The sequence below is a fragment of the Achromobacter kerstersii genome, assembly GCF_902859595.1.
Classification (GTDB): Bacteria; Pseudomonadota; Gammaproteobacteria; order Burkholderiales; family Burkholderiaceae_B; genus Achromobacter; species Achromobacter kerstersii.
This window is the reverse complement of the sequence record NZ_CADIJQ010000005.1, coordinates 220,824-240,791: the sequence shown is the minus strand read 5'-3', so window position 1 is coordinate 240,791 and position 19,968 is coordinate 220,824. Positions and strand designations below refer to the sequence as shown.

Annotated in this window: 27 protein-coding genes; 20 read left to right on the top strand and 7 right to left on the bottom strand. The window is 61.5% G+C overall.

What is annotated here, in order from left to right:
• Positions 1–2: 2 nt before the first annotated feature.
• Genes HV765_RS16905 through HV765_RS16885 form a run of 5 tightly spaced genes read right to left on the bottom strand, consistent with a single transcriptional unit; the run spans position 3 to position 4,629 of the window.
• On the bottom strand, positions 3–1,013 hold the full coding sequence (locus tag HV765_RS16905; RefSeq protein WP_054420855.1) for a branched-chain amino acid ABC transporter permease: 1,011 nt from the start codon (positions 1,011–1,013) through the stop codon (positions 3–5).
• Positions 1,010–1,762 (bottom strand): ABC transporter ATP-binding protein, encoded by a 753-nt coding sequence (locus HV765_RS16900; RefSeq protein ID WP_054420854.1) that lies wholly within the window; start codon positions 1,760–1,762, stop codon positions 1,010–1,012. The genes HV765_RS16905 and HV765_RS16900 overlap by 4 nt, the downstream gene beginning before the upstream one ends.
• Entirely contained in the window at positions 1,759–2,529 is a 771-nt protein-coding gene (locus HV765_RS16895) for an ABC transporter ATP-binding protein (protein WP_175170414.1), read from the bottom strand. Before HV765_RS16895 ends, HV765_RS16900 begins: the two co-directional genes overlap by 4 nt.
• Before the next feature lie 14 nt (positions 2,530–2,543).
• Positions 2,544–3,716 (bottom strand): substrate-binding domain-containing protein, encoded by a 1,173-nt coding sequence (locus HV765_RS16890; protein ID WP_175170413.1) that lies wholly within the window; start codon positions 3,714–3,716, stop codon positions 2,544–2,546.
• Positions 3,717–3,732: 16 nt separating this feature from the next.
• Positions 3,733–4,629, bottom strand: coding sequence for an alpha/beta fold hydrolase (locus tag HV765_RS16885; protein ID WP_175170412.1), 897 nt, complete (start codon positions 4,627–4,629; stop codon positions 3,733–3,735).
• Positions 4,630–4,790: 161 nt separating this feature from the next.
• Here HV765_RS16885 and HV765_RS16880 point away from each other — a divergent pair, with 161 nt between their 5' ends.
• Positions 4,791–5,750 carry an AraC-like ligand-binding domain-containing protein gene (locus tag HV765_RS16880; protein ID WP_054420850.1) on the top strand — a complete coding sequence of 320 codons (960 nt, stop codon included), beginning with the start codon at positions 4,791–4,793 and terminating at the stop codon, positions 5,748–5,750.
• A gap of 56 nt (positions 5,751–5,806) precedes the next feature.
• Here HV765_RS16880 and HV765_RS16875 read toward each other — a convergent pair whose 3' ends face one another.
• Both HV765_RS16875 and HV765_RS16870 read right to left on the bottom strand, forming a co-directional pair.
• Entirely contained in the window at positions 5,807–7,975 is a 2,169-nt protein-coding gene (locus HV765_RS16875; protein WP_175170411.1) for a metallophosphoesterase, read from the bottom strand.
• Positions 7,976–8,161: 186 nt separating this feature from the next.
• A complete protein-coding gene (locus HV765_RS16870) occupies positions 8,162–9,589 on the bottom strand; it encodes an NAD-dependent succinate-semialdehyde dehydrogenase (RefSeq protein WP_050728383.1) in 1,428 nt (475 codons plus the stop codon).
• 203 nt (positions 9,590–9,792) lie between these two features.
• Here HV765_RS16870 and HV765_RS16865 point away from each other — a divergent pair, with 203 nt between their 5' ends.
• The 19 genes from HV765_RS16865 (at position 9,793) to rplQ (ending at position 19,954) form a co-directional block, all read left to right on the top strand.
• Positions 9,793–10,560 (top strand): aspartyl/asparaginyl beta-hydroxylase domain-containing protein, encoded by a 768-nt coding sequence (locus HV765_RS16865; protein WP_254600614.1) that lies wholly within the window; start codon positions 9,793–9,795, stop codon positions 10,558–10,560.
• 354 nt (positions 10,561–10,914) lie between these two features.
• Positions 10,915–11,283, top strand: coding sequence for a 50S ribosomal protein L14 (gene rplN, locus HV765_RS16860; protein ID WP_046807446.1), 369 nt, complete (start codon positions 10,915–10,917; stop codon positions 11,281–11,283).
• An 11-nt stretch (positions 11,284–11,294) separates the two neighbouring features.
• A complete protein-coding gene (gene rplX, locus HV765_RS16855) occupies positions 11,295–11,615 on the top strand; it encodes a 50S ribosomal protein L24 (protein ID WP_054420847.1) in 321 nt (106 codons plus the stop codon).
• A 12-nt stretch (positions 11,616–11,627) separates the two neighbouring features.
• Positions 11,628–12,167 (top strand): 50S ribosomal protein L5, encoded by a 540-nt coding sequence (gene rplE, locus HV765_RS16850; RefSeq protein WP_054420846.1) that lies wholly within the window; start codon positions 11,628–11,630, stop codon positions 12,165–12,167.
• 12 nt (positions 12,168–12,179) lie between these two features.
• Complete coding sequence (rpsN, locus tag HV765_RS16845) at positions 12,180–12,485, top strand: 30S ribosomal protein S14 (protein ID WP_006216527.1); 306 nt, start codon at positions 12,180–12,182, stop codon at positions 12,483–12,485.
• A gap of 10 nt (positions 12,486–12,495) precedes the next feature.
• Positions 12,496–12,891, top strand: a complete 396-nt coding sequence (gene rpsH, locus HV765_RS16840) for a 30S ribosomal protein S8 (protein WP_006216525.1) — start codon at positions 12,496–12,498, stop codon at positions 12,889–12,891.
• A 12-nt stretch (positions 12,892–12,903) separates the two neighbouring features.
• Positions 12,904–13,437, top strand: coding sequence for a 50S ribosomal protein L6 (gene rplF / locus HV765_RS16835; RefSeq protein WP_050728385.1), 534 nt, complete (start codon positions 12,904–12,906; stop codon positions 13,435–13,437).
• 21 nt (positions 13,438–13,458) lie between these two features.
• Positions 13,459–13,824 carry a 50S ribosomal protein L18 gene (gene rplR, locus HV765_RS16830; protein ID WP_054420845.1) on the top strand — a complete coding sequence of 122 codons (366 nt, stop codon included), beginning with the start codon at positions 13,459–13,461 and terminating at the stop codon, positions 13,822–13,824.
• A gap of 15 nt (positions 13,825–13,839) precedes the next feature.
• Positions 13,840–14,361, top strand: coding sequence for a 30S ribosomal protein S5 (gene rpsE, locus HV765_RS16825; RefSeq protein WP_006216521.1), 522 nt, complete (start codon positions 13,840–13,842; stop codon positions 14,359–14,361).
• Between the two features lie 3 nt (positions 14,362–14,364).
• Positions 14,365–14,550: a 50S ribosomal protein L30 gene (gene rpmD, locus HV765_RS16820; RefSeq protein WP_006216520.1), complete on the top strand. Its 186-nt coding sequence runs from the start codon at positions 14,365–14,367 to the stop codon at positions 14,548–14,550.
• 9 nt (positions 14,551–14,559) lie between these two features.
• Positions 14,560–15,000: a 50S ribosomal protein L15 gene (gene rplO, locus HV765_RS16815; RefSeq protein WP_013397002.1), complete on the top strand. Its 441-nt coding sequence runs from the start codon at positions 14,560–14,562 to the stop codon at positions 14,998–15,000.
• Positions 15,001–15,014: 14 nt separating this feature from the next.
• Entirely contained in the window at positions 15,015–16,340 is a 1,326-nt protein-coding gene (gene secY, locus HV765_RS16810; RefSeq protein ID WP_054420844.1) for a preprotein translocase subunit SecY, read from the top strand.
• An 8-nt stretch (positions 16,341–16,348) separates the two neighbouring features.
• Positions 16,349–16,567: a translation initiation factor IF-1 gene (gene infA, locus HV765_RS16805; RefSeq protein WP_003806927.1), complete on the top strand. Its 219-nt coding sequence runs from the start codon at positions 16,349–16,351 to the stop codon at positions 16,565–16,567.
• A gap of 34 nt (positions 16,568–16,601) precedes the next feature.
• Positions 16,602–16,715: a 50S ribosomal protein L36 gene (rpmJ, locus tag HV765_RS16800; RefSeq protein WP_003806928.1), complete on the top strand. Its 114-nt coding sequence runs from the start codon at positions 16,602–16,604 to the stop codon at positions 16,713–16,715.
• A 43-nt stretch (positions 16,716–16,758) separates the two neighbouring features.
• Positions 16,759–17,124 (top strand): 30S ribosomal protein S13, encoded by a 366-nt coding sequence (gene rpsM, locus HV765_RS16795; protein WP_006216517.1) that lies wholly within the window; start codon positions 16,759–16,761, stop codon positions 17,122–17,124.
• A 15-nt stretch (positions 17,125–17,139) separates the two neighbouring features.
• Positions 17,140–17,541: a 30S ribosomal protein S11 gene (gene rpsK / locus HV765_RS16790; protein WP_006216516.1), complete on the top strand. Its 402-nt coding sequence runs from the start codon at positions 17,140–17,142 to the stop codon at positions 17,539–17,541.
• Between the two features lie 11 nt (positions 17,542–17,552).
• Positions 17,553–18,176: a 30S ribosomal protein S4 gene (gene rpsD, locus HV765_RS16785; protein WP_054420843.1), complete on the top strand. Its 624-nt coding sequence runs from the start codon at positions 17,553–17,555 to the stop codon at positions 18,174–18,176.
• Positions 18,177–18,390: 214 nt separating this feature from the next.
• A complete protein-coding gene (locus tag HV765_RS16780) occupies positions 18,391–19,377 on the top strand; it encodes a DNA-directed RNA polymerase subunit alpha (RefSeq protein WP_006216514.1) in 987 nt (328 codons plus the stop codon).
• 184 nt (positions 19,378–19,561) lie between these two features.
• Entirely contained in the window at positions 19,562–19,954 is a 393-nt protein-coding gene (gene rplQ, locus HV765_RS16775) for a 50S ribosomal protein L17 (RefSeq protein ID WP_006216513.1), read from the top strand.
• Positions 19,955–19,968 lie beyond the last annotated feature (14 nt).

The following is a 19,968-nucleotide window of genomic DNA, read 5'->3' as shown; positions in this document are numbered from 1 at the left end:
TCCTAGCGGTTCGTGACCGGATACACGCCTTGCGGCCGCCACAACAGAATGGCGACCATCAGCGCAATGTTTGAAAAGAGGGCGGCCTTGGGCAGCAGGAAGCCGGTGTAGTTGGCCATCAAGCCGACCAGCAGCGCACCGATCAGGCAGCCTACCGTCGACCCCAGCCCGCCGATCATGATGACGATGAAGATCAGCACATTGACCTGCGCACCCAGCTGCGGCACAACCGATTGCTGATACATCCCCCACAGCACACCGCCCAGCCCGGCCAGCATCGACCCGGCCACAAACACGCCGACGAACAAATGCCGGATGCGGTAGCCCAGGCTTTCCACCATTTCCCGGTCTTCGACGCCCGCGCGGATCAGCAGGCCCAGCTTGGTGCGGTTCAGCAGCCACAGCATGCCGCCCAGCACCAGCACGCCCACCACCAGCGCCACGATGCGGAATTTCTCGATGGCGGCATCGCCCAACAGGAACGCGCCGCGCAGCGCCTCGGGCAGCGGCAAGGATAGCGTCTGCGGACCCCAGATCATCTTGATGATTTCCTCACCGATGATCATCCCGCCCATCGTGATCAGGATCTGCTTCAGGTGCTGCCCATACACCGGCCGCACGATCACGCGTTCGAATGCCAGCCCGACAGCACCGGCCACGAGCATGCCGACGATCATCGCAGGCAGTACGGCCGCCAGGTTCATCCACAGGCTGCCGGATTGTGTCCAGTCGGCCATGCCGCTCAGTACCGTGGCCGCCATGTAGGCGCCGATGGCGATGAAGAGACCGTGCCCGAAGTTCAGCACGTCCATCAGCCCGAACACGAGTGTCATGCCAGAGGCCACGATGAAGATGATCATGCCCATGGCCAGGCCCGCCAGCGTCAGCGTGACCCAGGTCGACAGCGAGCCGACCAGCGGCAGCGCAATGGCGGCCAGCGCCAGCACCAGCAGCACGGGCCGCAGGTCCGCGCGCACGCGCGGCAGCGGGGTATCAATATCCACGGTGCTCATTGATGGCTTCCCAAAGACAGGCCCAACAGACTGGTTTGCAGCGCGTCGTCGTCCGCCAGCTCGCGCATGCCGCCGGCATGCACGACACGGCCGTTGTCCATGACGGCGACGTGATCGCCGACCTGCCGTGCGAAATTGAAGTTCTGCTCAACCAGCAGGATGGTGGTGGAAGCCTGCTTGAGCTCGATGAAGGCGTCGATCATGTTCTGGATGATGGCGGGCGCAAGGCCCTTGCTGGGTTCGTCGATCAACAGCAGCCGGCGCGGCTCGATGATGGCGCGCGCCACTGCCAGCATCTGCTTCTGTCCGCCCGACAGCTTGCCTGCCGGATGCAGCCAGAATTTTTTCAGCGCCGGGAAAAAGCCGAAGATCCATTCCAGCCGGGCGGTGTCGAGCTGGTCCGCGCTGCGCGCCTGGCGCGCGGCGAGCAAGATGTTTTCCTTCACCGACAAATCCGCAAAGATGCCCATGTTTTCGGGCACATAGGCCATGCCCATGCGAGCCATGTCAGGCGGTGATTTGCGTGTGCCCGGCCCGCCAATCGGGGTGCCGTCAAACGTCACCTGGCCTTGCGAGGCCCGCCACAACCCCATGATCGTGCGCAGCGTCGTGGTCTTGCCGGCGCCGTTGCGGCCCAGCAGCATGGTGACCCCAGCAGACGGCACCGCCAGGTCCACGCCGTGCAGGATGTGGTACGCGCCGATGTGGGTATGCACGCCTTGCAGTTCCAGCAGCAGCGGGGCGCTCATGCCGGCGTCTCTGTCGGGCTGATGCCCAGATAGGCCTGTTGCACGATGGGAGACGCGATGACGGTGGCCGGGTCGCCGTCCGCCATCAGCTGGCCGTTATGCAACACGACGATGCGGTCAGCCAATTCACGCACCACATCCATCTTGTGCTCCACCAGCAGAATCGTTTTCGATGAATCCGTCTTGATTTCGCGGATCAGCTCCAGCACCACGGGCACGTCGTCCACGCTCATGCCGGCCGTGGGTTCGTCGAACATGAACACTTGCGGTTCCAGCGCAATCAGCATGGCGATTTCCAGCTTGCGTTGATCGCCATGCGGCAGGTCGGCGGCGGCCTGGTCACGCCGCGCCGACAAGCGGGTGCGTTCCATTAACGCATCGGCGCGCGCGAGCAGGTTGCGGTCATCGTCCCACGTGCGCCAGAAGCGGATGCGGCGCCAGCTCATGCCTTGCTGGCGCGATTGCAGCGCCAGCCGCACGTTCTCATGCACGGTTAGGCGAGGGAACAGTTGCGTCAATTGAAAGGCGCGGCCCAGGCCGGCATGCATGCGAGCCGGGGCTGATAACGATGTGAGGTCGCGCCCGTTCAAACTCACCGAGCCTGCGCTTGCGCGCAGCTGGCCCGAGATCAGATTGAAGTAGGTCGTTTTGCCCGCGCCGTTGGGGCCAACGATGGCCGTCAGCGTGCCAGGCGCATAGCGGCAACTGACATTGTTGACGGCCACGTGCCCGCCGAAACGGATCGTGAGCGATTGGGTTTCCAGCATGTTGGTGGCGGCGTTCAGCGTTTGTTCTGGATCGGCACGTTCATCTGGTCAGGCGTGATTTCCTTGACCAGATCCTGCACAGCCCATGGCACCGACGGATCGTTCTTGATGCGGAAGTGGTACATCGATTGCATGGCTTGATGGTCTTCGGGGCGGAAGGTCATCTTGCCCTTGGGCGTGTCGAAGCTCATGCCTTCCATCGCCTTGATGAGCGTGTCGGTGTCGGAGTTGCCTGCGGTCTTGTTCAGCGCGGCCACGATCGCAATGCCCGACGACATACCGCCCGCTGTGAAGAAGTCCGGCGGCTGGCCGTAGCGCTTCTGGTGTTCGGCAACGAGCCAATCATTGATCGGATTCTTGGGGATACCGTAGTAGTAATAGGTGGCGCCTTCCATGCCCGCCAGCGACTTCAACGGCGTCATCGCGGCCAGCGTATTGCCGCCCGTGGCGATCTCGATGCCGAAGCGCTTGGGGTCCAGATCGGCGATCTTGAACGGGTTGCCCGCACCCGCCCACAAGATGAAGATGATCTTGCGGCCCGGCTTGTCTTTCAGCGCATCGAACAATCGCTGCGCGCCAGCGGTGAAGTCGGTGGCGTTGGCGGGCAGATATTCCTCGTGCACGATCTTGGCGTTCTTCAGCGCGCCCTTGAAGGCCTTCACGCCGTCGCGGCCAAAGGCATAGTCTTGCGCCAGCATGGCGATGGACGTGCCTGCCTGGTCGAACGCCACCGCGTTGGCGATGGCATCCTGCGACGAGTTGCGGCCTGTGCGGAAGATGTACTTGTTCCACTTTTCGCCCGTGATGGAATCGGCCACGGCGGGCTCCACCAGCAAGATTTTTTCGTACTCTTCGGCGATCGGCAGCATGGCCAGCGCCACACCAGACGAGGTCGGGCCGACGGCGATGTCGGCGTTATCGTCGGCGTAGGCGGACGCCAGCTGCGCACGCGCCACATCGGGCTTGCCCTGGTTGTCTTTTTCGATCACGCGAATCTTGCGGCCGGCAACCGTCATCGTGCCTTGGGTTGCGTATTCCAGGCCCAGCATCAGGCCGTTCTGCGTCTGTTTGGCGTAGGCCTCCAGCGGGCCCGTCTTGTCGTAAACATGGGCCACGACGAAGTCCTTCGCCGCGACGGCCGAATTCATGCAAAGGGCCGCCAGCGCGGCAAGCAGAATGCGATTCATGGGGAGTCTCCTGGTATCAGTGGGCGCGCGTGTCTGCCGGGGCGGCGGGCGTGGCAAGGAAGTGGCGGATGGCGTCGATCTGCGACGCCACGTTCAAGGCGGGGGCGTGGCCGCAGTCCGGGAAGTCGATGCGTTGGGCGCGCGGGCCGCGTTGCGTCATGGCGTGGGCGACGTCGGGCAACAGCAAGTCGGAATCCGCGCCGCGCAAGAGCAACAGCGGCATGCGCAGCGAGTCGTAGCCGCTCCAGCGGTTGTAGTCGTTGGGGTGGTGGCTGAACTGCCCGGCGATGGCCGGGTCGTAGTGCGCGGTGACGCGCCCATCAGGCAGGCGCCGCACCGAGGTCTCGGCCATGCGCCGCCATTGCGCATCGCTTTGCCAGCCATAGGGCTTGTAGGCAACGCGCAGCCACGCTTCCAGTTCGGTGACGGTGTCGAAGGCGGGCGGGTTGCCGACATAGGCCAGGATGCGCTCGATGGCCGGCTGCGGTAATTCCGGGCCGATGTCGTTGACCACCAAGTGCGAGATGCGGTTGCGCAAGGTTGTGGCGGCGGCGTGCATGCCGGTGGCGCCGCCCATTGACGTGCCCACCCAGCGCAAGTGGGCAAGCTGCAAGCCATCGACGAACGCTCGCGCCAGGCGCGCGTAGAAATCCAGCTGGTATTCGGCCACCGGGTCGGGACTCCATTGCGACAGGCCGCGCCCGATCGTGTCGGGACACAGGATGCGGTAGTCATCCGCCAGCGCTTGTGCCAAGTCGTCGAAATCGCGGCCGGTGCGGGCTAGCCCGTGCCACATGACGATGGGGGGCGCGTCGGGCGTACCCCATTCCATGTAGTGCAGCTCGCGACCTTCGCAGCGCAGATAGCGCGAAACAGGCGTGTGGCGGCCTGCCGTTACGGGCGCGTTTGCCATGAGTCTCCTCCCGGGTTGTCCAGGTTGTGTGCTTATCGGGCTGACTATAGACTTGCGCCAGATGCATCCACAATGCGTCGCGCACCCCAGAGCAGGGTGAGTCAAAAGGTTGTAGACGCAAGATCAAATTGCGCTTCCCGCCGCGTACAGGAGACCGCGACATGCCCGATACGGAATTCGCCATTTCGGCCAGCGCCGGCGCCGACGGGCGTGAGCAATGGCGCGCGGCTTTGTCGGACGCGTTCGGCCCGTTTGAAGTGCACCGCGGCAAGCCGGATCATTTTGCGGGACACGTGCGCTACGCCCGCCGCGCCAGCCTTCAATTCAATGACCTGCACTATCAGGGACAGAAGCTGGAGCGCACGGTGGGAAATGTGTCGCGGCTGGACCAGGAGTTCTACACCTTTGGCCTGCCGTTGTCCGGCCCGCTGGCCGTGCGCCAGCAAGGCCGTGAATTCCAGGTCGAACCGGGGTGCGTGTACCTGATGAACCAAAGCCTGCCGTATCAGGCGACGGCGTTGGGCTCATCGGGCTATCGCAGCCTGAGCGTGTCGTTTCCGCGCAGCGCCTTGTCGCAGCGGGATTCGCGTATCGGCGCGTTCCACAAGCTGCGCATCGACGACGGCTCCCCGCGCGGTGCGATGTTGGCCAGCTACATGGACCATCTGTTCAAAGGCATGGGCGGCTGGTCGGACACCGAAGTCACCGAGCTTGGCGAGCGCTTGATCGATTTGATCGTGCTGTTCCTGGTGCAGCCGGGGCAGGGGCATGCGTCTGAATCGGATAGCAGCGTTACCTTGGCGCATCGGCAGCGGGTGCTGGCGTATATCCGACAGCATCTGGCCGACCCAGCACTGTCGCCGCAACACGTGGCGCAGGGCTGTGGGGTGTCGGTGGCGTATCTGCATCGCATCCTGCGGGCAGGCGGCTTGTCGGTGGAGTCCTTCATCTTCGATCAGCGTCTGGATCGCTGCCGCGAATTGCTGCTGGACCCCAGGCATCAGCATCGCGGCATCGGCGAGCTGGCGTATCAGGTGGGCTTTACCCACCCGTCGCACTTCAGCCGCCTGTTCAAGAACCGGTTCGGCATGACACCACGGGACATGCGCGCTCGCGGTTAAGCAAACGGCTCACTGATCGTGAGCCGTTTGCCATCAACGCGCGCTTGTTGTCGGTGTTAGAAGGGTGAAGGCTGGGTCGACAGATTGACGATGCTGTTGCTGCTCAGGTCCAGCCGGATGTGTTCCGACGGAGCACCCGCAGCCAGCTTCAGCATGATCGCCATCAGCGGCTTGAAGCGCGCCTTGAACAGGTCAGCCAGCGTGTTGGCGTTGCTGACGCTGTTGCCGTTCATCTGCACCGACGCGTTCGTGTTGGCAAGCGCCTGGGCCAGCAGCTTGTACTGATTGGCGCGTTGCGCGGGGATGTCGGCAAACGCCAGGTCGCCCGCGTTGGCAATGCGCACGAAGTCACCCGCCATGTCCAACGCCTTCCACTGCGCGAAGTCCGACAGCTGCATGCCGTTGGCTTGCGCCAGCGCTTGTGCACGGGCTTGGGCGTCCGCCAGGTTGCCGGCATACGCTGCATTGCTGGCGCCGCTGCCGCCTCCGTCGGAGAGGCAAGCGAAGAAGGCGGAAGTCAGATTGTTCTGATTGCCGGTGTTCGCCAGTTCCTTCAGCGTGACGGTGGTTTGCAGTTGCGACAGCGTCAGCAGATCAGCGCCGGTGAGCGGACTCTTGACCAGTTCACGCATCTCGCAGCGCCAGTCGTCATTGAGCAGGCGCAGGCGCACCAGTTCGCTCATGTAGCGATAGGTGAAGTCGCCGTAGTCCTTGGCGTCCAGAATCGACACGTCCCAGCGCGCGGGCGTTGTGTAGGCGTTCTCGGCGCGGTACAGGTCGAACAGTTCGTCAAAGCGCGGCACCTTGTCCAGACGGATGGTTTGCACTTCGATCTCGTCCGCGCTTTGCAGCGTCATCAGCTTGTAGGCCGGCACGTAGGCCGCCATGGACGGCGCCTGGATGTTGAACAGCGCCGTGTCCGCGCCGTAGTTGCGCGCCGCCATGTCGTTGAAGTGCATGTGGCCGCCCACGTGCACCTTCAAACCGGTTTCGGCCAGCGCGCGCGTGGTGTTCTCGGCCGGGCGGCGGATCATCTGCATCTTGTTGGCGCCCAGCAGCGCTTCGATATCGTCCGACGCACCGTTGAAGAATTCCGACATCGGGAAGTGGCTGAAGGCGATGACCTGCTTGCCCTGCGCCTTGCCGCGCGCAACCACGTCCTTCAGCCATTTGATGACGTGCGCCTTGTGCGTGAGCATCTTGTTGTAGCCCTGGTCGCCCGAGCCGGTGAAATCATTCGCACCGGTACCGGTGGGCACATAGACGTTGGCGTCGATGCCGACCAGCCACACGCCCTTGACCGGTTCCACCACGTAGGACGTATCGGGCACCATCTTGCACAGCATGTAGTTCTGCGGCTTGTTCGGGCCGCCCGTGCCTTCGGCGCAGATTTCGTACTGGCGATTGATCCAATTGGCCTGGTCTCGCGCAGTGGTGTAGTCGTAGTCTTCGTACTTGTAGGTGCTGTACGGCGTTTCGTAATAGACGTTTTGCGGCTGCGGCATGAAGCCGTGCTGCTTCAATGCGTCGGTGATGCCCGCGTACCCCATGTGCAGGACTTCTTCGGTGCAGTACGTGCTGCCGACCAGCGCCCAGTCACCGCTGTAGGGCGTGCTGCACGCGGCATTGCCGCCGCGGCTGTAGATCGGTTGCGAGAAGCCGATGGCGCCGGTGGCCGGGTCCAGGCCCAGGTAGTCGCTCTTGCCGGCGGCCTGGTTGAAGGGGCGGTTGGGGTCATGGTTGCCCGGGGCCGCAAAGAACTGGATGCCATGCTTCTTCGAATACTCGTCCATGATCTTGACCAGGCCCCGCATGTGCACGGGCTGGCCATCATCCGAGAAGTCGCCGGGCAGGGCGATGTACTTCACGCCGCGCGATACGGCGTCATCCAGCGCGGCCAGGAACGCGAAGTAGTTTTCGTTGAACAGGCGGGTCGACGTCAGTTGCGCGTACATCGTCCGGATGGTGGCGTTGTCGCCATGCTTCGGATTCGGAATGCCAGGAAACGAGCCATCTTTGAAGTCGGCGTAGACGTCATGAAAGTGGATGTCGGGCATGAACGCGACTTGCACGGGGGCGGGCGGTGCGGCCGGCGTTTCCGTGACAGGCGGGGGCGTCTCGGCGACGGGGGAGTTGTTGTCGTCATCGTCGCCGCCACAAGCGGCGAGCAGCGCCACGAGGGTGGCGGCGCCGGCCGTGCGGGCGAAGCGGGAGAGGGCATTCATTGCGCGTACATTTCCGGGAAAGTGGGCCAGGCAGTGCCTTGCTCAAGGTCAGCTGCCTGTCAGCGAGGCGCAATGTTCCCGGACGCCTGTGACACCATCATGAAACGCATCGCCGTGCATGCCGCCGCTTGGTGCGGGGCGAAAAAAAGCCCCTTGCGGGGCTTTTTGGCTGACGGTCGGAACCGGTCAGATGTGCGTGATGAATTTCGTGACGAGGTAGCCGTCAAACGTTTCCAGGCCGCCTTCGCTGCCGATGCCGCTGTCCTTGATGCCGCCAAACGGCGTCTCGGCCAGCGCGCTGCCGAAGTGGTTGATGTTGACCATGCCGGCTTCCAGGCCGTTGGAGACCTTCGTGGCCGTCTTCAGCGAGTTCGTGAACACGTAGGACGACAGGCCGAACGGCAGGCTGTTGGCGCGGCGCAGGACTTCGTCAGTGTCCTTGAAGCGGACGACCGGTGCGACGGGGCCGAAGGGCTCTTCGGTCATCAGCATGGAGTTGTCCGGCAGATCGGTCACGACGGTGGGGGCGAAGAAGAAGCCCTTGCGATCCAGCGGGCCGCCGCCAACCACGACCTTGCCGCCGTGCTTCTTGGCGTCGTCGATGAAGGCGCTCATGGCGGGCACGCGGCGTTCGTGCGCCAGCGGGCCCATGTCGGTGCCGGCTTCCAGGCCGTCGCCGACCTTGATGTTCTTCAGCACGTCCGAGAAGCGGGCCAGGAACTGTTCGTAGGCGCCTTCCTGCACGTAGAAGCGGGTGGGCGACACGCAGACCTGACCGGCGTTGCGGACCTTGAACTTGGCCAGCATTTCAGCGGCGCGGTCGATGTCGGCGTCGTCAAACACCAGCACGGGCGAGTGGCCGCCCAGTTCCATCGTGACGCGCTTCATGTGCGCGCCGGCCAGCGCGGCCAGCTGCTTGCCCACCGGCACGGAACCGGTGAACGAAACCTTGCGCACGATCGGCGAACGGATCAGGTAGTCAGAGATCTTGGCGGGTTCGCCCCAGACGATGTTCAGGCAGCCCTTGGGCAGGCCGGCATCGTGGAACATGCGCGCAATGGCCATGACGGCGCTGGGCGAATCTTCCGGACCCTTCAGCACCACCGTGCAACCGGCGCCAAGTGCGGCGGCGATCTTGCGGATGGCTTGGTTGTACGGGAAGTTCCACGGCGTGAACGCGGCGCAGACGCCGATGGGTTCACGCACGACGAACTGGCGCACGTCCGGGTTGCGCGGCGGGACCACGCGGCCGTAGATGCGGCGGCATTCTTCGGCGTGCCAGTCGGCGTGTTCAGCGCAGGAGGTGACTTCGCCCACGGCTTCGGCCAGCGGCTTGCCCTGGTCCAGCGTCATGTTGCGGCCGATTTCCTTGGCGCGTTCGCGCGACAGCGTGGCGACCTTGCGCAGGATGGCCGAACGATCCATGGGAGAAGATTTCTTCCACGATTCGAACGCGCGCTGGGCGGCGGCTAGCGCACGGTCCAGATCCGCTTCGGTGGCGTGAGGCAGCTGGCCGAGCACTTCCAGCGTGGCCGGGTTGATGACGTCCTGGGTGCGCCTGCCCTCGCCGGAGATGAATTCGCCGTCGATATACAGCGCCAACTGTTCATACATGCCTGTCTTTCCTTGCGAAATGGGAATGGAATGCGGGAGTGGAGTGCGATCGCGTATCGCCCACGCCAGTCTAAACCTTCTTTCCCGCGGCGGGGAGGTCCAATCGGCATCGCGGCCTTGGAGCCAATAGGCGTTCGTGCGCGCGGCCCGGCCGCCTTGCCAGTACGAGTCCGCTTGGACACAATAAGGCGTCCTTGGCTGCTATGTCTGAATCTATCGTGCAACCCGTTGACGCGCGTCCCGCCGGCAAGTCCAGTGTTTACTCCCGCGTGTTCTTCCGCTTCATTGATTGGTTGCGTCAGCGAATTGCGAGTGCATCGCTGGTGGGCGACCGGCCCATCTTCCAGAACAGCCAGTTTCCGTGGATTCCCGCGCTGGAAGCGCAGACGCCAGCCATCCGCGCCGAGCTGACCGAGCTGCTGGCCGAACGTCAGCACCTGCCTGCGTTCCATGAGATCTCGCCGGATGTCGGCATGATCACGTCGGACGATCAATGGAAGACCTTCCTCTTTATGGGATACGGGCTGCGTTCCGAGCGCAACCTGGCGCGCTGCCCGGCCACCGCGCGGGCGCTGGAAGGCATTCCGGGCATACGCAGCGCGTTCTTCTCCATCCTTGAACCGGGCAAGCGGATTCCGCTGCACACGGGTCCGTACAACGGCGTGCTGCGCCTGCACCTGGGCCTGGTCGTGCCAGAGCCCGCCGATCAATGCTGGATCGAAGTGGGGGGCGAACGGTACAGCTGGCGGGAAGGGCGGGCCGTGGTGTTTGACGACCTGTACCCGCACCAGGTCCACAACGACACGCCCGGGCTGCGGGCGGTGCTGTTCGTCGACTTTGAACGGCCTTGCCGCGTTCCGGTAAAATGGCTGAATCGCCTGGTGCTCAGAGCGGCCCCGTTCACGGACGAAATCCGTCGCGGCAAAGCCAATCATGACGCCTGGGAGAAGGGCTACTACCGCCAGAAATAGGGGGCAGATAGCCCGCAAACCGTTCCCCTTATAGGGGAGCGTGGTCTTTTGTGCGCCGTTCCAACAAAGTACTTGCGCTCAAAATTTAACCACGCTAGAATGATCAGCTTTCCCAGATTGTCGATTGAGTTAAGGAAAAATTAGCTCATCGAGTTGGGGGAATACCCGCAGGATTTCAACCCAGGGTCGTTGCGTTGCCAACCCGTTGCAGAGGTAGAGCGAAAGCTCTAGGTCTGCAACACAAAAGCAGGGCGGCAGACCTGACGGGACCAAAACTGGCAGGAATTGCAGAGTTCCTCGGGGGGAAAACCCCGGGAAAACAGTATTTCCAGTTAAGTTGGAACAGGAAAAATCATGATCCAAATGCAGACCACGCTGGACGTGGCCGATAACACTGGTGCGCGTCATGTCATGTGCATTAAGGTGCTCGGTGGCTCCAAGCGCCGTTATGCCGGTATCGGCGACATCATCAAGGTGAGCGTCAAAGATGCGGCTCCGCGCGGACGCGTCAAGAAAGGCGAAATTTACAATGCCGTGGTGGTTCGTACCGCCAAGGGCGTGCGCCGTAAAGACGGTTCGCTGATTAAGTTCGGTGGCAATGCCGCCGTATTGCTCAACGCCAAGCTGGAGCCCATCGGCACCCGCATCTTCGGACCCGTTACGCGTGAACTGCGTACCGAGAAGTTCATGAAGATCGTGTCGTTGGCCCCGGAAGTGCTGTAAGGAGCCCTACGATGAACAACATTCGTAAAGGCGACGAAGTCATCGTCCTGACCGGCCGCGACAAGAAGCGTCGCGGTACCGTGCTGGCTCGCGTCGATGCCGACCACGTCCTGGTCGAAGGCGTCAACGTTGCCAAGAAGCACGTCAAAGCCAACCCGATGGCTAACAACCCGGGCGGGATTGTCGAAAAGACCATGCCGATCCACATCTCGAATGTGGCGCTCTTCAACCCCGCAACCGGTCGTGCCGACCGCGTGGGCGTTCAAGAAGTCGAAGGTCGCAAGGTCCGCGTGTTCCGTTCCAATGGTGCCGTTGTCGGCGCCAAGGCGTAAGGGGCGATAGACATGTCTCGTTTGCAAGATTTCTACAAGAGCAAGGTCGCTGCCGACCTGCAGGCCAAGTTTGGCTACAAGAGCGTCATGGAAGTGCCGCGCATCACCAAGATCACCCTGAACATGGGTGTCTCGGAAGCCGTGTCCGATAAGAAGGTTATCGAACACGCGGTGTCGGACCTGACCAAGATCGCTGGCCAAAAGCCTGTCGTGACGAAGACCAAGAAGGCTATCGCCGGTTTCAAGATCCGCGAAAACTACCCGATTGGTTGCATGGTCACGCTGCGTGGTCAACGCATGTACGAATTCCTGGATCGCCTCGTTGCGGTCGCGCTGCCTCGCGTGCGTGACTTCCGTGGTATCTCGGGTCGTGCGTTTGACGGCCGCGGCAACTACAACATCGGGGTGAAAGAGCAAATCATTTTCCCCGAAATCGAGTACGACAAGATCGACGCGCTGCGTGGGCTGAACATCAGCATCACCACCTCCGCGAAGACCGACGAAGAAGCCAAGGCGCTGTTGACGGCCTTCAGCTTCCCGTTCCGTAACTAAGGGGCTGATGACGTGGCTAAACTTTCCCTCATCAATCGCGACATCAAGCGCGCCAAGCTGGCTGACAAGTTCGCTGCCAAGCGCGCTGAGTTGAAGGCGATCATCGACGACCAGTCGAAGACCGACGAAGAACGTTACCAAGCTCGGCTCAAGCTGCAACAGCTGCCGCGCAATGCCAATCCGACGCGCCAACGTAACCGTTGCGTGGTCACCGGTCGTCCGCGCGGCGTGTTCCGCAAGTTCGGCCTGACGCGTCACAAACTGCGTGAAATGGCGATGAAGGGCGAAATCCCCGGCATCACCAAGGCCAGCTGGTAGGAGATACATTATGAGCATGAGCGATCCCATCGCCGATATGCTGACCCGCATTCGCAATGCGCAGCAAGTGGACAAAGTTACGGTGAGCATGCCCTCCTCGAAGCTGAAGGCAGCTATTGCTGCTGTGCTGAAAGACGAAGGCTACATCGACAGCTTTGAAATCAAGGGCACCCAGGCCAAGCCTGAGCTCGAGATCACCCTGAAGTACTACGCTGGCCGTCCGGTTATCGAGCGCATTGAACGCGTTTCGCGCCCCGGTCTGCGTATCTACAAGGGCCGTACCAGCATTCCTCAGGTCATGAACGGCCTGGGCGTGGCTATCGTTTCGACCTCGCGCGGCGTCATGACCGACCGTAAGGCTCGCGCCAACGGCGTCGGCGGCGAAGTGCTGTGCTACGTGGCCTAAGGAGAAATTCGAATGTCACGTATCGCTAAGTATCCGGTCGAACTGCCCAAGGGTGTCGAAGCTGACATCAAGCAGGATCAGATCACTGTCAAGGGCCCGTTGGGCACCCTGACTCAAGCCCTGACTGGCGACGTCACGGTTGCGATGGACGAAGGCAAGCTCACGTTTGCCGCCGCCAACGAAACTCGTCACGCCAATGCCATGTCGGGTACCGTGCGCGCTCTGGTGGCCAATATGGTTACCGGCGTGAGCAAGGGCTTCGAGCGCAAGCTGACCCTGGTTGGCGTGGGTTACCGCGCCTCGATCCAAGGCGATGCCGTTAAGCTGCAGCTCGGTTTCTCGCACGACGTTTTGCATCAGTTGCCGGCCGGTATCAAGGCCGAATGCCCCACCCAGACGGAAATCGTCATCAAGGGCGCCAACAAGCAAGTCGTCGGTCAGATGGCCGCTGAAATCCGCGCGTACCGCGAACCCGAACCCTACAAGGGCAAGGGTGTGCGTTACTCGGACGAACGCGTCGTCATCAAAGAAACCAAGAAGAAATAACGGCGCACGCAAGGACGAATCATGGACAAAAAAGTTTCCCGTTTGCGTCGTGCGGTTCCGACCCGCCGGAAGATCAACGAGCTGCGCGTTCACCGCCTCTCGGTCTTCCGCTCGAACCAGCACATCTACGCCAACATCATTTCGCCGGAAGGCGATCGCGTTCTGGTCAGCGCCTCGACGGTGGAAGCCGAAGTGCGTGCGCAACTGGCCGGCCAAACCGGTCAGGGTGGCAACACTGCCGCTGCTTCGCTGGTTGGCAAGCGCGTGGCCGAAAAGGCCAAGGCTGCCGGTATTGAACTGGTCGCTTTCGATCGCTCGGGCTTTCGTTACCATGGCCGCGTGAAAGCGCTGGCCGATGCCGCGCGTGAAGCCGGCCTGAAGTTCTAAGCGAGGATCTGTCAAATGGCTAAAGTACAAGGCAAGAACGCCGCGGAAAAAGAGAACGATGACGGCCTCCGCGAAAAGATGATCGCGGTCAACCGCGTGAGCAAAGTGGTCAAGGGTGGTCGCACCATGAGCTTTGCCGCGCTGACCGTGGTTGGCGATGGCGATGGTCGCGTCGGCATGGGTAAGGGCAAGGCGCGTGAAGTGCCGGTGTCCGTTCAGAAGGCAATGGAACAAGCCCGCCGCGGCATGTTCAAGGTTGCGCTGAAGAACGGCACGCTGCACCACACCGTGGTTGGCAAGCATGGCGCCGCTACCGTGCTGATCTCGCCCGCTGCTGAAGGTACTGGCGTTATCGCCGGCGGCCCGATGCGCGCTATTTTTGAAGTGATGGGTGTGCGTAACGTGGTTGCCAAGAGCCTGGGCTCGAGCAACCCCTACAACATGGTTCGCGCCACGTTGAACGGTCTGCGCGCTTCCCTGACCCCGGCCGATGTTGCTGCCAAGCGCGGCAAGTCGGTCGAAGAAATCCTGGGGTAAATCATGGCTCAGAAGCAGATCAAAGTGACCCTCGTGCGCTCGGTGATCGGTACCAAGCAATCGCACCGTGATACGGTTCGCGGTTTGGGCTTGGGCCGCATCAACAGCAGCCGCGTGTTGGTCGATACGCCCGAGGTGCGTGGGATGATCCGTAAGGTGGATTATCTCGTTTCCGTCTCGGAAGCCTAAGGAATCACCATGTCGGATATGCAACTTAATTCGCTGAAGCCCGCTGAGGGCAGCAAGCACGCCAAGCGCCGCGTCGGCCGTGGCATCGGTTCGGGTCTGGGTAAAACCGCCGGCCGTGGTCACAAGGGCCAGAAGTCGCGCTCGGGCGGTTTCCATAAGGTTGGCTTCGAAGGCGGTCAAATGCCGCTGCAGCGTCGTCTGCCCAAGCGTGGTTTCACCCCGCTCGGTCAACACCTGTACGCCGAAGTTCGTCTGTCGGACCTGCAAGCCCTGCCCATCGACGAAGTCGACGTGCAAGTGCTCAAGGCGGCTGGCGTGATTGGCCAGGCGGTTCGTTACGCCAAGGTCATCAAGTCGGGTGAACTCTCGCGCAAGGTCGTGCTCAAGGGCATTACCGCGACGGCCGGCGCTCGCGCCGCCATCGAAGGCGCGGGCGGCTCGCTTGCTTGATCATGAGGTGACGAGTGGCTAACGCGCAGGCATTAGGCAAAACCGGAGCACGGTACGGTGATTTGAAGCGCCGTCTTGTGTTCCTGGTGCTCGCCCTGGTGGTTTACCGTTTGGGTACACACATCCCCGTACCGGGTATTAATCCGGATGCGCTGGCGGACTTGTTCCGTCAGAACCAGGGCGGGATCCTGGGCCTGTTCAACATGTTCTCGGGCGGGGCGCTCTCGCGTTTCTCGATTTTTGCCCTGGGGATCATGCCGTACATTTCGGCATCCATCATCATGCAGTTGATGTCGGTGGTGGTGCCGTCGCTGGAAGCGCTCAAGAAAGAGGGCGAGTCCGGACGTCGGAAGATTACCCAATACACCCGCTACGGCACAGTCGTGCTGGCGCTGGTGCAAGCAGTGGGCATTTCGGTAGCGTTGGAGTCCCAGCAGGGACTGGTGATCGATCCGGGTATGCTGTTTCGCTTCACGACCATTGTGACCCTGGTCACTGGCACCATGTTCGTCATGTGGCTGGGTGAACAGATCACTGAACGTGGTCTTGGCAACGGGATTTCCATCCTGATCTTCGCAGGTATCGTTGCGGGTCTGCCCGCGGCGCTGGCTGCACTGTTGGACCTGGTCCGCACCAACGCGATGTCCGTGCTTTCGGCACTGTTCATTGTGGCTCTGGTGGTGCTGGTTACCGCTTTTGTGGTGTTCGTGGAACGCGGACAGCGCAAGATCACGGTGAACTACGCCAAGCGTCAGGTCGGCAACAAGGTCTACGGTGGTCAAAGCTCGCATTTGCCGCTGAAGCTGAACATGGCAGGGGTGATTCCGCCGATCTTCGCATCGTCGATCATTCTGTTCCCGGCCACGATCACGAGCTGGTTTTCCAGCAGTGAGAACATGCGCTGGCTTAGCGATCTGGCTGCGGCCCTGTCGCCTCGTCAACCGCTCTACATCACGCTGTATTCCGTCGCGATTATTTTCTTCTGCTTTTTCTACACGGCTCTGGTGTTCAACAGCCGCGAAACGGCGGACAACCTGAAGAAGAGTGGTGCGTTTGTTCCGGGTATTCGTCCGGGCGAGCAAACGGCGCGCTACATCGACAAGATCCTGATGCGTCTGACGCTCGCGGGTGCCTTGTACATCACTTTGGTGTGCCTGTTGCCTGAATTCTTGGTGATGCGCTGGAACGTTCCTTTCTACTTCGGTGGTACGTCTCTGTTGATTATTGTGGTGGTGACGATGGATTTCATGGCACAGGTTCAGGCCTACATGATGTCTCACCAGTACGACTCGTTGCTCAAGAAGGCTAACTTCAAGGGCGCGGGTTTGCCGATGCGGTAAGCAAAAGAATGTCCAAGGACGACGTCATTCAGATGCAAGGCGAGGTTCTTGAGAACCTCCCGAACGCGACATTTCGCGTCAAGCTCGAAAACGGCCACGTGGTGTTGGGCCATATTTCCGGCAAGATGCGTATGCATTACATCCGGATCCTGCCGGGTGACAAGGTCACAGTGGAGCTCACGCCCTATGATCTGACGCGAGCCAGGATAGTTTTCCGCTCCAAATGAGCGGAACCGGATTACGGAAAATTAGGAGTCAACCATGAAAGTAATGGCATCGGTTAAGCGGATCTGCCGCAACTGCAAAGTTATCAAACGTCACGGCGTGGTGCGTGTTATCTGCACCGACCCGCGTCACAAGCAGCGTCAAGGCTAACTCGGGTTAGCGACTACGCAACAGATTTATTCAAGGAATAGTCATGGCCCGTATTGCTGGCATTAACATCCCGCCGCAACAGCACGCCGAGATCGGACTGACCGCCATTTTTGGCATTGGTCGTACGCGCGCTCGCAAAATTTGCGAAGCGGCAAACGTACCCTTTGACAAAAAGGTCAAGGATCTGAACGACGCTGAATTGGAACGCGTCCGCGAACATGTTGGTTTGTTCACGGTTGAAGGCGACCTGCGTCGTGAAGTACAGCTCTCGATCAAGCGTTTGATCGACCTGGGAACCTACCGCGGTATGCGTCACAAGCGCGGTTTGCCCGTGCGCGGCCAGCGCACTCGCACCAACGCCCGGACCCGTAAGGGCCCGCGTCGTGCTGCTGCGTCCCTGAAGAAATAATCGAGGAACTGGATTATGGCGAAAGCTTCCACCAGCGGCGCTTCGCGCGTGCGCAAAAAGGTTAAGAAGAACGTCTCGGACGGCATCGCGCACGTTCACGCTTCGTTCAACAACACCATCATCACCATCACCGACCGTCAGGGCAACGCTTTGTCGTGGGCCACTTCGGGTGGTGCTGGTTTCAAGGGTTCGCGTAAGTCGACCCCGTTTGCCGCGCAAGTCGCCGCTGAAACGGCTGGCCGCGTCGCGCTGGAATACGGCATCAAGACGCTGGAAGTGCGCATCAAGGGCCCCGGTCCTGGCCGCGAATCGTCTGTCCGCGCTCTGAACGCGCTGGGCATCAAGATTTCGTCCATCGCCGACATCACGCCCGTTCCGCACAACGGCTGCCGTCCGCCGAAGCGTCGTCGTATCTAAAGGGAATCCACATGGCACGTTATATTGGACCCAAATGCAAGCTCTCGCGCCGCGAGGGTACTGACCTGTTCCTGAAGAGCGCCCGTCGCTCGCTGGATTCCAAGTGCAAGCTGGATTCCAAGCCTGGCCAACACGGCCGCACTTCGGGTGCCCGCACTTCCGACTACGGCCTGCAGCTGCGCGAAAAGCAAAAGCTGAAGCGCATGTACGGCGTGCTGGAAAAGCAATTCCGCAAGTACTTCGCTGAAGCAGAGCGTCGCCGTGGCAACACCGGCGAAACCCTGATCCAGCTGCTGGAATCGCGCCTGGACAACGTCGTCTACCGCATGGGCTTCGGCTCGACGCGCGCCGAAGCTCGCCAGCTGGTCAGCCACCGCGCCATCGAACTGAACGGCCACACGGCTGACATCGCTTCGATGCTGGTCAAGGCTGGTGACGTCATCTCGATCCGTGAAAAGGCCAAGAAGCAAGGCCGTATCAAGGAATCGCTCGACCTGGCCACCAGCATCGGCATCCCCCAATGGGTGGAAGTCGACGCGACCAAGCTGACCGGTACGTTCAAGTCGGCTCCCGACCGCGCTGACGTCGCTCGCGACATCAACGAATCGATGGTCGTCGAACTGTACTCGCGTTAATCAGGTCGGCCGGCGCCTCCTTCGCAGGTGTGCCGGCTACTGGTCCCGCGACCCGTTTGCACGTCTCGCAGCAGCCCGCTTTCCGCCTTTTGGTGGGGCGGGCTTTGCGGTAAGTATCGGCTGGCGTTTTCGCGCCGCCCGAGTTTCATGTTTCACCCTGTCCATCAGCCTTATCGGTGTAACGAGCCGAGGGTATTGAAAAGGAACACAGTAAATGTCCACTCAAGGTTTCCTGAAGCCGCGCTCCATTGAAGTCGAACCGGTCGGCACGCACCATGCCAAGATCGTGATGGAGCCGTTCGAGCGTGGCTACGGTCACACGCTGGGCAACGCCCTGCGCCGCATCCTGCTGTCTTCGATGACCGGCTACGCGCCGACCGAAGTCCAGATGACGGGCGTGGTGCACGAATACTCGACCATCCCGGGCGTTCGCGAAGATGTCGTCGACATCCTCTTGAACCTGAAGGGCGTGGTCTTCAAGCTGCACAATCGCGACGAAGTGACCCTGGTTCTGCGCAAGACCGGCGCGGGCACCGTGCTGGCCAGCGACATCGAACTGCCGCACGACGTCGAGATCATCAACCCCGGCCATGCCATCTGCAACCTGACGGACGCAGGCAAGCTGGAAATGCAGATCAAGGTTGAAAAGGGCCGCGGCTACGTGCCGGGCAACGTGCGTGCGCTGTCGGAAGACCGCACCCACACCATCGGCCGCATCGTTCTGGACGCTTCGTTCAGCCCGGTTCGCCGCGTCAGCTATGCGGTGGAAAGCGCCCGCGTGGAACAGCGCACCGACCTGGACAAGCTGGTTCTGGACATCGAAACCAACGGCGTGATCTCGCCCGAGGAAGCGGTGCGCCAGTCGGCTCGCATCCTGATGGACCAGATTTCGGTCTTCGCCGCTCTGGAAGGTGCTGGCGATTCGTACGAAGCGCCGGTCCGCGGCACGCCGCAGATCGACCCGGTCCTGCTGCGTCCGGTCGACGACCTGGAACTGACCGTGCGTTCGGCCAACTGCCTGAAGGCCGAAAACATCTACTACATCGGCGACCTGATCCAGCGTACCGAAAACGAGCTGCTCAAGACCCCGAACCTGGGTCGCAAGTCGCTCAACGAAATCAAGGAAGTTCTGGCTGCACGTGGTCTGACTCTGGGCATGAAGCTCGAGAACTGGCCGCCCCTGGGCCTGGAGCGTCCCTAAGCTTTAAACGGGTGGCGCCTCAGAAATGGGGCGTCTCCTGCAACGCCCGGCAACCCCGCCGGGCGGTTTGCGAATTCGTCGTAAAATGCACCGTTTTCTACCGGACCGCGGCCTGATTGCAGGTTGATAGAAGAGCCGGCAACCCGATGGCGAACGCCATCTTTAGATTCAAAGGAAACTTATCATGCGTCACGGTAATGGCTTGCGTAAGCTCAACCGCACCAGCAGTCACCGTCTTGCCATGTTCCGCAACATGGCCGTTTCGTTGATCACCCACGAAGCCATCAAGACCACGCTGCCGAAGGCGAAAGAATTGCGCCGCGTCATCGAACCCCTGATCACGCTGGGCAAAGAGCCCACGCTGGCGAACAAGCGTCTGGCATTTGCCCGTCTGCGCGATCGCGATGCGGTGGTGAAGCTGTTTGCCGAAATCGGCCCGCGCTACGCGGCCCGTAACGGTGGCTACACCCGCGTGCTGAAGATGGGCTTCCGTCAAGGCGACAACGCTCCCATGGCTTTCATGGAACTGGTTGACCGTCCGGAAGTTGATGAAGCCGCTGCGGACAGCGCCGAGTAATTCTCGGTAGCTCG